Raw genomic sequence first — 9642 nt, forward strand, 5'->3', positions numbered from 1 at the left:
GTCTCCTGTCCGTTACTGGAACAGGTTACAGTTTTGCGGCCGGTGTGGGGCAGGAATCAGCCCTGGGCGTGGACGATCGCCAGGGTGGAGCCGGTCCGGTCCTTGGTGACCGCCAGTCGGGTCGGGATCCGGCTGCGCATCTCCGAGACGTGGCTGACCACCCCGACCACGCGGCCACCCTCGCGCAGGCTGTCCAGGGTGTCCATCACGTCATCGAGGGTGTCGGCGTCGAGCGAGCCGAACCCCTCGTCGACGAAGAGGGTGTCCAGTTCTGCGCCGCCGACCTCACGGGTGACCACGTCGGCCAACCCCAGCGCGAGGGCCAGGGAGACCACGAACGTCTCGCCCCCGCTGAGGGTGACCGGATCGCGTGACTCGCCGGACCACTCGTCCAGGACGCGCAGGCTCAGGCCGCCGCGGGCCTCGCCACCGCCCCGGCGATCGGAGTGCTCCAGGGTGTAGCGCCCATCGCTCATCCGGACCAGCCGCTCGTTCGCCGCGGCCACGACCTGGCCCAGGCGCCAGGCCAGGACATAGGCGGAGAGGCGCATCCGCAACTCGTTCTCCGCCGACTTGCCCTCCACGAATGCGGCCAGTTCGGCGGCCACCAGGTGGTCCGCACGCAGCGGTGCCCAGCGAGCCAGGGCGGCGGTGAGCTCCTCGTCGAGGGCGGTGAGCCGTTCCTTGCGCCGCTGGGCGAGGGTGGCCGCGCCCCGGGCGCGCTCCTGCTCGCCGCGGGCCTGTGCGACGGCCGCCTCGAGGGCGGTGAGGTCGGGCGTGTCCAGGGCGAGTGCTGCGCTGACCTCCGGATCGTCGAGGACGACGGCGACCCGCTCGAGAGAGCGGTCGTGGGCGTCGATGGCCTCCTGGAGTGCCCGCGTCCCGGCTTCGGTGAGCAGGGCCTCCAGGGCCTGGTCGACGTCATCGAAGTCATGTGCCGACAACCAATCGGTGAGTGCCTGGTCGGCGTCATCGGCGACCTGTGCGGCCTGGCTGGCCCGGTCACGCGTGCGCACGGCGGCCTCACACGTGTCGGCCAGGGTCGTCTCGGCCGCGACCAAGGCGGCCAGGTCGGCGTGGTTGCCCCGTACGTCGTCGATCTCGGCGCGCAACCGCTCGGCGGCCGCCGCGTCTGCGTCCGTCGCGGCCCGCGTGGTCGCCAGTTCGACCTCCAGCGCGGCCTGCTCGGTGCGCGCCCTCTCCAGGTCTGCCCGCGCCCGGGCGAGCTCGGTCTCCAACTCATGGCCACGCTGGACGGCGGCGCGCGCTGCGGTGAGCTGAGCGGTCACCTCAGCCTGTTCGGTGGTGAGGTCCTCCAGCGGTACGCCATCGACCTGCTGCTCCAGGGCAGCGAGCGTGAGGGACGACTCGTGCAGGGCTGCCTCTGCGGCCGTCCGGGTCAACTCGGCGTCGTCGAGGCGCTTGCGGGCAGCCTTCTCGGTCGCGGCTGAGGGGGCGCCCGGGGTCGCCTCGGCCTTGTGCGGATGGTCGGCGGAGCCGCAGACCGGGCAGGATCCGCCGACGGCCAGGTCGTGGGCCAACTCGGCGGCGATGCCCGCGATGCGCTGCTCGCGGACCTCCAGCCAGTCCTCCTTGAGGGCCAGGCATTGCTCCACCACCTCGTCGCGGTGGGTGCGGGCGCGCTCGGCGGCGGCGCGGACCTCCACCAGGCGCTCGGCGGCGTCGATGCGCTCGGCCACGCCGGCCAGGGTGCGCTCGAACTCGTCGACCTGATCGCCCTGGCGGCGTACCGGGCCGAGGTCACCCTCGAGCTGGGTGACCCGGGCCGGCAATTCGGCCACCTGCTGGCGGCGTCGACCCAGGTCGGCCTCCAGGCGGGTCGCCTGCTCGCGACCGTCGCGGACCTGGTCGTGGAGGCGAGCCAGCTCGGGCTCGCGTGGTCGCAGTGCTGTCGCGACGGCGGCACGGTCACGTGCGGCCCGGGCACCGGCCAGGACGGTGTCGCGGTCCGGATCGGAATCGCCCAGCGCGGCCGCGGCCTGCTGCCAGGCCGTCGCGGCCTCCTGGGCTGCGCGTTCGGCGCTCGCCCGGGCGCTCCGTGCGTGGCGATGCAGTGGTTCCATCGGCGCGGACCTGTGGGCCAGGGCGAGCCGGTCGCGTCGCACCTGCTGGTCCGCGGACTCCGCTGCCAGGCGGGACGACTCCGCCTGTGCCTCGCGCCCGCGCTGCTGGAGGGCGGTGACCCGCTGGCCCTCGCTGGCAGCCTGGCTGACCCGGTCCAGTGCGGTCGCAGTCCGGGCTACCTCGCTTTCGGCTGCCTCGGCGCCGTTGGCGGCCGCCTCCACCTGACTCGATACCCAGTCGCCCAGGGCGCCGTCGTCAGCGAGCGTGCCGAGCTGGTCGGCTTCCCACTCCGCGGGCAGTGGGGTGTCGCTGGCCTCCACGATCCGGTCGATCGCGCGTGCCACGTCGCGCTCCGCTTCGGCGGCATCGCGACCGAGTTGGCGGGCGTGGTCGCGCACCCACTGCTCGATGTCCTGGAAGCGGCGGGTGCTGAAGAGTTGCTGCAGCAACTTGTGCCGCTCGAGGGAACTGGCTCGCAGGAACGCCTGGAACTCACCTTGGGGGAGCATCGCGACCTGGCAGAACTGGGTCATGTTCATGCCGAGGAGGCCGGTGATGAGGTGGCCGGTCTCGTCGATCCGGTTGGACAGCGGCGACCACTCGTCGTCGACGCGTTCCTCGATGACGACGTGGGCCTGCTCGGTGGTGGTGCCGGTGCCGCGCTTCTTGGGCCTCGTCCACTGGGGAGAGCGGGTGATCCGGAACCTGCGCCCGGCCATCGTCGCCTGGAGGACCACGCGCGGGGCGACGCCGGGTGCGGCGTGGTCACTGCGCAGGGAGCGGGCCGTGCTCCGGTCGCCGGGCACGTCGCCGTACAGGGCGAACGCGACTGCATCGAGCACGGAGGTCTTGCCGGCGCCGGTGGGCCCGGAGAGCAGGAAGAGCCCTGCTGCGGAGAGTTCGTCGAAGTCAACGGTGACGGTCTCGGCGAAGGGGCCGAACGCCGTGGCGCTGAGGTGGTGCAGCCTCATCAGCTCACCACCGTGTCCAGATCGCGGTCGGGTGAGCAGGCGTCGCAGGCATCTCGCAGCAAGGCTGCCTCAGCGGGGGAGGCCGGTCGCCCGCGCAGTGCGTCGACGAAGTCCAGGGCGATCTCGTGGTCCGAGCGGCCCGCGGCCACGGCGGCTCCCGCCGAGCCCGGGCGGTGGCCGCCCGGGGGCTGGAAGGAGAGCACCAGCGTGTGCGGGAAGCGGCGGCGCAGGCGCTCCATCGCCTGGGCGGGGCGGACGGCGTCGGTCAGGGTGGCCTGGACCCACGCGTCCTCGTGGCGGGCCAGCGACGCGTCCGCGAGCAGGTCGGCCAGGGTCCCCGAGATCCGGGCCAGGCGGCGGGGGACCGGTGCGTCGATGAACTCGGTCGAGGTCACTCCGGCGGCACCGAGGTCGACCAGCCAGGAGCCCTTGCGGTGGTGGGCCTCGGAGAACGAGTAGGCCAGCGGGGATCCGCTGTAGCGGACGGTCTCGGTCAGGGTGTGGCGCCCGTGCAGGTGACCCAGCGCGGCATAGTCGATGCCGTCGAAGACGTCCGTGGAGACCATCGAGACGCCACCGACGCTGATGTCGCGCTCGGAGTCGCTGGTCTCCACCGGCCTGGCAGCGCTGGAGAAGAAGCCGTGTGCCATCACCACGGAACGGACGCCGGGCCGGGTGGCCAGGTCGGCACGGACCCGGCGCATCGCCTCGCCCACCACGGCCTCATGGCTGCGCGCGGGGAGTTGCCACGGCTCGTGGAGCAGGTCCGGGTCCAGGTAGGGCAGGCCATGGACGGCGACCGTCCCGTGTTCGTCCTCGAGGAGCACCGGCGTACCGACCGAGAGCGCACTGGCCCGGATGTGGACCCCGGCAGCGTCCATCAGGTCGGCCCCGAAGCCGAGTCGCTGGGCAGAGTCGTGGTTGCCGCTGGTGACTACCAGGCGGGCCCGCGAGTGCGCGATCCGGGTGAAGGCCTCGTTCGCCAAGCGGACCGCGTCGACCGGTGGCAGCGCGCGGTCGTAGATGTCCCCGGCCACCACGACCAGGTCCACCTGCTCGGCATCGATCACCTCGAGCAGGTGGTCGACGTACGCAGCCTGGTGACCGAGCAGTCCTTCGCGGTGGAAGGAGCGGCCCAGGTGCCAGTCGGAGGTGTGGAGGATGCGCACACGAAGAACCTAGGACGGGGGTCCGACACAACCCGTCAGGACGCGCGGACGATGGCGATCCGCCGCTCCAGTTCGTCGACCATGTCGACCAGGTTGCGCCGGATGGTCAGGTCCAGATCGTCGCGGCCCAGCACCTCACGAGCCCGGGCCACGGTCGCATCCTCCAGCGCCGTGATCGGGAAGAAGAGCGCGGTCACATCCCCCAGCACCCATCCGGAGTGATGGCGGGCGGCACCGGGCAACTCGGCGAAGTAGCGCTCGACGTACGGTGCGGTGACGGCTTCCTGCCCGGGGCGCCACAACCCGGCAGCGCAGGCGGCGAGCTCGTAGTTGCTGGCCGGAGCCGACCCGTCGAAGCGTTGCCACGCCCATGCCTTGGCCTCGGCATGTGGCCGGCTGCTCAGCGCGCGGGCGTGCTCCACCCCGGACTTGGTCGAGGGGGCCTGGGCCAGTTCGGCGTCGAGTTCGTCCACGCCGACGGCATCCAGTGTGGCCAGTCGGACCAGGACCCGCCAGCGGAGGTCGTCATCGAGTTCCACGCCGGCGGGCAGGTCAGCACCGCGGCGCCACGCCTGGAGTACGTCGACCGCGGTGCAGGTGTCGACGGCCCCCTGGAAGGCCGCGAGCTGGACGGTGCTGCCGGCTTCGGCGCGCTCCAGGAGTGCCTGACAGGCGTCGTGGAGGCGGCCCAGGGCGACGGACGGTTCGGCGGAGAGGGCCGCCACCTTCCTGCTCAGGTAGGGCAGCGTGTAGGCCAGCGCGTCGTCGTTGGTCTCGGTCGGGATGGCCGCCACGGCGACGTCGATCACCTCGGTGGGGGAGACGCGTGCGTTGTGCAGCGCCGAGCGCATCGAGTTCCAGATGCCCGAGCGGAGCACCGGGTCGGTGGTCGAGGCCATCGCCTCCGGGTACGCCGTCACGGAGGCCGGGTCGGGCAGCGGCAGCGCCCAGGTGGCCTGGGCCGGGTCGATCAGGACCGCTGCGTCCGCCGCGACCTGCACCGGCGTCCTGCCCGGGGCGACCACGGCTGGCTGGGCGGTCCAGTCGCCCTGCGGAGTGCGGGTGAGGAGGTCGATGGCGTGGGTGCGTTCGGCGGGATGCTCCGCGGGGGCGGTGCTGGTGATCACGCCCGCGGCCCGGTCGAGTTCGAGGGTGTCCGCGCCGGCGGTGCGCAGCCAGTTGGTGGTGAAACCGGAGAGGTCACCGGCTCCGGCGCGCTCCCAGGAGGCGAAGAGGTCGGCCATGGTGGCGTTGCCGAAGCGGTTGCGCTCGAAGTGGTCGATGGCTCCGGCGAAGAAGACGTCGTCGCCCAGCGTCGCGTTGAGTTGCTTGAGGATCGTGGACCCCTTGGCATAGGAGATGCCGTCGAAGTCCTGCAACGCGGAGAGCGCATCGGCGGCACCGTTGCCGGCGACCGGGTGGGTGCTGGGGCGCTGGTCGGCCACCAGGCCCCACTGGCGCCGGGCATAGGAGACGTGCACCCACGCGTCGTCGTACTGGGTGACGTCGGCGGTCACCCGGTTGCCCATGTATTCGGCGAACGATTCGTTGAGCCACAGGTCGTCCCACCACTTCGGGGTGACGATGTTGCCGAACCACTGGTGGGCCATCTCGTGCGCGACCGTGGTGGCGCGCTGGATCCGCTGGCTGCGGGTCACCTTGCTGGTGAAGACGAGCGGGTCGCGGAAGGTGACGCAGCCGGGGTTCTCCATGGCGCCGGCGTTGAACTCCGGCACGAACGCCTGGTGGTAGTTGCCGAACGGGTAGCGGATCCCGAAGAGGCGGTGGAACTCGTCGAAGCACTGGCGGGTCAGGGTGAGCAGTTCGTCGGCGTCCTTGTCCAGGTGCGCGGCGATGGAGTGGCGCGCGCTGAGCGAGAGCGGGATGCCGTCGTGTTCGTCGCGGATCAGGTGCCACGGGCCGGCGACCAGGGTGACGAAGTACGTCGAGAGCGGCGGTGTGGTCGCGAACTCCCAGGTGCCGGGCTCGACCTGCTCGCCCGGCGCGTTGCCGACCACGTGCCAGTGCGGGGGAGCGGTGACGTGGAGGGTGAAGGGGGCCTTCAGGTCCGGCTGGTCGAAGCAGGCGAAGATGCTCGGCGCTGCGTCCATGAACGACATGCCGTAGACGTAGGCCTCACCGTCGGCCGGGTCGACGCTGCGGTGCAGGCCCTCACCGTCGTTGCGGAAGCCCATCACTGCGTCGACGACGAGTTCGTGCTCACCGGGCGTGGTGTCGAGCGGGAGTCGTCCGCGTACGACGGCGGAGCCCGGGATCTCGGCCCCGTCCAGGGTGATCCGTTCGACGTGGCGTGCCTTGAGGTCGACGAACGTCGCACCGCCGCGGCTGGTGAACCGCAGGGTGGTGCGCGAGGTGAAGGTCTCCGGGCTGGTGGCGAGGTCCAGGACCACGTCGTACGACGTGACGTCGAGGAGTGCGAACCGCTCGGCGGCTTCGTCGCGGGTGAGGCTGTGGAAGGGCGCTTCGGTGGTGGTCACCCGGCCAGCCTACGAGCCCGTGCAGGGGTGGTCGAGATCACCCCGGATTTGGCACAGAGCCATAACTGTACCAACTAGACTGTAAGAGGCGCAGGAGCGCCGTCCAATTACGCAGATCGAAGGGCGCCGAAGGCGCGGAAGGAACAGGAAAAGCAATGCAGTCGCAGCTGTACGTGGCCCAGGCGGTCGTCGCCGATCAGATTCGCCACGAGCAGAACCCCGTCTGGCTCAGGGACCTCCAGTTGGCCCGGGCCGAGGCCCGCGCCGAGCGCCGGGCGCGACGCGGACGGCTCTGAGACCGTCCACGCCACGCCGGCGTCGTACCGGCGGAAGTGACGATCAGGCCTGCGGCGCGAGCGCGAACTGCACGCCGCCCTGGTCGTCCACAGCGGCATCGAGCACCTTGTCGTCCAGCTGGACGGACGCTGGCTCGTCGAGGTAGACGGTGGCCCCGTCCTGCTCCACCACCTGGTCACCCGGCTCGGCCGAACCGGCCGCGCTGACCGCGAAGGCGTTCTCGGCCCCCGCTTCACTGGTGATCCGCAGGCCGACGGTGGCGTCGTCCTGGCCTGCGATCTGCTTGACGATCGTGCTGGCGTTCTCGGTCAGGGTGAGCATGGCTCTCCTTCTCGGATTGCGTGCATGACCCCCTCACCCTTGCGCGGCCCGTGGCGAGAAACAAGGGACGTGGGATCCCGGGCGCGCCGACGCGCGATCTGGCACCCTCGTGGGCATGACCACTGACGAAGCCCCCAACGACGCCACCCGCTCGGTCAGCCTCGAACGGATCGGGAAGGGCCGCTACAAGGCCACCAACGCCCGTGGCGGCGTACTCCCGATCGGCATGGGGGAGGACCCGGACTTCACACCGGTGGAGTTGCTCCTCGCCGCGATTGCCGGCTGCAGCTCCATCGACGTCGACCTGATCACCGGCAAGCGTGCCCAACCGCTCGACTTCCGGGTGAGCGCCAGCGGTGAGAAGGTGCGCGACGAGGACGGCAACCACATGACCGATCTCCGGGTCGAGTTCTCGATCACCTTCCCCGAGGGTCCCGACGGCGATCGGGCCCGCGACTTCCTGCCGCGCGCCATCGAGCAGTCACGCGACCGGCTCTGCACGGTCAGCCGGACCGTCAGCCTCGGTTCGCCGGTCGAGTTCGTCCAGGGAACGTCCTGACCGGCATGCCGTTGCTGCGCAAGCCGGTATGGTCCGGCGATTCGCTCCCGTCCCAGGCCGGACGCCGCTTCGTGGTCACCGGTGCCACTGGCGGTCTTGGCCTGGAGATGACCCGTGCGCTGGCCGCCGCGGGCGCTCACGTGGTGCTCGGCGTACGCAATGTCGAGGCCGGGCGGGAGGCCGCCGAACGGGTACGGCGTACCGGCGCGAGCGGCAGCCTCGAGGTACGCCGGATCGACCTGTCCGACATCGCCTCGGTCGGCGCGTTCGCGGCCGGGATCCGGGAAGTCGACGTGTTGATCAACAACGCGGGCGTGATGGCCATCCCGCAGGCGCGCAGCATCGACGGGTTCGAGATGCAACTGGCCACCAACCACCTGGGGCCGTTCGCGCTGACCAACCTGCTGCTGCCGCGCCTGGGCGACCGCGTGGTCATGGTCGGTTCCGCTGCTCACTGGCAGGGACGCCTCGACCCGGCGGACCTGCACCTCGAGCGTGGCTACCGGCCCTATGCGGGCTATGCCCAGAGCAAACAGGCCAACCTGCTCTTCATGGGCGAACTCCAGCGGCGCCTCGAGGCCGTGGGCTCCACGCTCCGCTCGGTCGGCGGCCACCCCGGGTACGCCGCCACTGGGATCACCGGCGGCACCGGGAGCAAGGCGTTCACCTCCCTGGGGCGGGCCGGCAACGCACTGGTCGGGCAGCGTCCCTGGCGGGGTGCGCTCCCGATCCTGTACGCCGCAACTGCGGATGTCCCGGGGGACAGCTACTTCGGGCCGCACGGGCCGGGTGGGTTCTTCGGCCTGCCCGCGCCAGCACCGCGGAGTCGCCGGGCGAGCGATCCGGAGGTTGCCCGTGCGCTGTGGGAGGCGTCGGAGGCGATGACCGGGGTGGAGTTCCCCCTGGTCAGTCGTTGACTCCTCGCGGTCAGTCGTTGATCACCACGTCGGTGAAGTCCACCGGCTGGTTCGGCGCGCCGCCGCCGGCCGGGTGCGAGCCGTCCTCGCCCTTTTCGCCGACCTTCAGCAGCAGGTCGATGCCGGCCTGGTCGATGGTGCCGAAGACGGTGTAGTTGGGCGGGAAGCCGGAGTCGGCGAAGACCAGGAAGAACTGCGACCCGTTGGTGTTCGGTCCGGCGTTGGCCATGGCAATGGTGCCGGCCGGGTAGGTCTCGGTCCCGCTCAACTCATCAGCGAACTGGTAACCCGGACCGCCGGCCCCGGTGCCGGTCGGGTCACCGCACTGCAGGATCGCGAAGCCGGTCTGGTAGCCCATCCGCGGGCAAGGGGTGTCGTCGTAGAAGTCCTGCTCGGCCAGCGAGATGAACGAGTTGACGGTGCACGGGGCGGTGTCACCGTGCAGGGTGATCGGGATGTCACCGACGTTGGTCTTGATCGTCGCGGAGACCTTCCCGGTGTGGGTTGGCGTGGCCGGCGGCGGGTTGACCTCGCGTGCGGCGCCGGGGCTGGCGACGTACTCACAGGTGCCGCCGGGCTCGGCCGCTCCGGAGGAGGCGTCGGCCGAGGCGTCGGCCGAGGGCTCGGGGGAGGACGCCTCAGGCGAGGATGCGCTCGGCGTCGGGCTCGGCGTGCCGTCCGCGTTGGAGTCGTCGTCGCTGCCGCAGGCGGCAAGCGTGAGCAGGGACGCGGCGGCCAGCGCGGCAAGGGTTCGCTTCAGCATGGTTGAAGGGTAGTCGCCCGCGCACCATCACCAAGGAGGCGGTGCGGCATGCGACGGGGAGC

8 protein-coding genes are annotated in these 9642 nt (G+C 71.3%); 3 read left to right on the forward strand and 5 right to left on the reverse strand.

What is annotated here, in order from left to right; all coding sequences use genetic code 11:
- Positions 1-56 precede the first annotated feature (56 nt).
- Genes Q9R27_RS05730 through pepN form a run of 3 tightly spaced genes read right to left on the reverse strand, consistent with a single transcriptional unit; the run spans position 57 to position 6723 of the window.
- Positions 57-3056 (reverse strand): SMC family ATPase, encoded by a 3000-nt coding sequence (locus Q9R27_RS05730; protein WP_311251378.1) that lies wholly within the window; start codon positions 3054-3056, stop codon positions 57-59.
- Positions 3056-4225, reverse strand: a complete 1170-nt coding sequence (locus Q9R27_RS05735) for an exonuclease SbcCD subunit D (protein ID WP_311251379.1) — start codon at positions 4223-4225, stop codon at positions 3056-3058. The genes Q9R27_RS05730 and Q9R27_RS05735 overlap by 1 nt, the downstream gene beginning before the upstream one ends.
- A 35-nt stretch (positions 4226-4260) precedes the next feature.
- Positions 4261-6723: an aminopeptidase N gene (gene pepN / locus Q9R27_RS05740; RefSeq protein WP_311251380.1), complete on the reverse strand. Its 2463-nt coding sequence runs from the start codon at positions 6721-6723 to the stop codon at positions 4261-4263.
- Between the two features lie 155 nt (positions 6724-6878).
- Here pepN and Q9R27_RS05745 point away from each other — a divergent pair, with 155 nt between their 5' ends.
- Complete coding sequence (locus tag Q9R27_RS05745) at positions 6879-7019, forward strand: hypothetical protein (RefSeq protein WP_311251381.1); 141 nt, start codon at positions 6879-6881, stop codon at positions 7017-7019.
- A gap of 43 nt (positions 7020-7062) precedes the next feature.
- Here the strand turns inward: Q9R27_RS05745 and Q9R27_RS05750 are convergent, their stop codons facing one another.
- A complete protein-coding gene (locus tag Q9R27_RS05750; RefSeq protein WP_311251382.1) occupies positions 7063-7341 on the reverse strand; it encodes a Fe-S cluster assembly protein HesB in 279 nt (92 codons plus the stop codon).
- A 115-nt stretch (positions 7342-7456) separates the two neighbouring features.
- Between Q9R27_RS05750 and Q9R27_RS05755 the strand changes: the two genes are divergently transcribed.
- Both Q9R27_RS05755 and Q9R27_RS05760 read left to right on the forward strand, forming a co-directional pair.
- A complete protein-coding gene (locus tag Q9R27_RS05755) occupies positions 7457-7900 on the forward strand; it encodes an OsmC family protein (protein WP_311251383.1) in 444 nt (147 codons plus the stop codon).
- A gap of 5 nt (positions 7901-7905) precedes the next feature.
- Positions 7906-8817 (forward strand): oxidoreductase, encoded by a 912-nt coding sequence (locus tag Q9R27_RS05760; protein WP_311251384.1) that lies wholly within the window; start codon positions 7906-7908, stop codon positions 8815-8817.
- A 10-nt stretch (positions 8818-8827) separates the two neighbouring features.
- Here the strand turns inward: Q9R27_RS05760 and Q9R27_RS05765 are convergent, their stop codons facing one another.
- On the reverse strand, positions 8828-9580 hold the full coding sequence (locus Q9R27_RS05765) for a peptidylprolyl isomerase (RefSeq protein WP_311251385.1): 753 nt from the start codon (positions 9578-9580) through the stop codon (positions 8828-8830).
- Between the last annotated feature and the right edge of the window lie 62 nt (positions 9581-9642).

Source organism: Nocardioides sp. AE5, from assembly GCF_031844485.1.
In the GTDB taxonomy this organism is placed as follows: Bacteria; Actinomycetota; Actinomycetes; order Propionibacteriales; family Nocardioidaceae; genus Nocardioides.

Bases quoted from the DNA above. Each gene is read 5' to 3' on its own strand.
- Q9R27_RS05730 (WP_311251378.1), bottom strand. From the start codon at position 3,056: ATGAGGCTGCACCACCTCAGCGCCACGGCGTTCGGCCCCTTCGCCGAG.
- Q9R27_RS05745 (WP_311251381.1), top strand. From the start codon at position 6,879: ATGCAGTCGCAGCTGTACGTGGCCCAGGCGGTCGTCGCCGATCAGATT.
- Q9R27_RS05750 (WP_311251382.1), bottom strand. From the start codon at position 7,341: ATGCTCACCCTGACCGAGAACGCCAGCACGATCGTCAAGCAGATCGCA.
- Q9R27_RS05755 (WP_311251383.1), top strand. From the start codon at position 7,457: ATGACCACTGACGAAGCCCCCAACGACGCCACCCGCTCGGTCAGCCTC.
- Q9R27_RS05760 (WP_311251384.1), top strand. From the start codon at position 7,906: ATGCCGTTGCTGCGCAAGCCGGTATGGTCCGGCGATTCGCTCCCGTCC.
- Q9R27_RS05765 (WP_311251385.1), bottom strand. From the start codon at position 9,580: ATGCTGAAGCGAACCCTTGCCGCGCTGGCCGCCGCGTCCCTGCTCACG.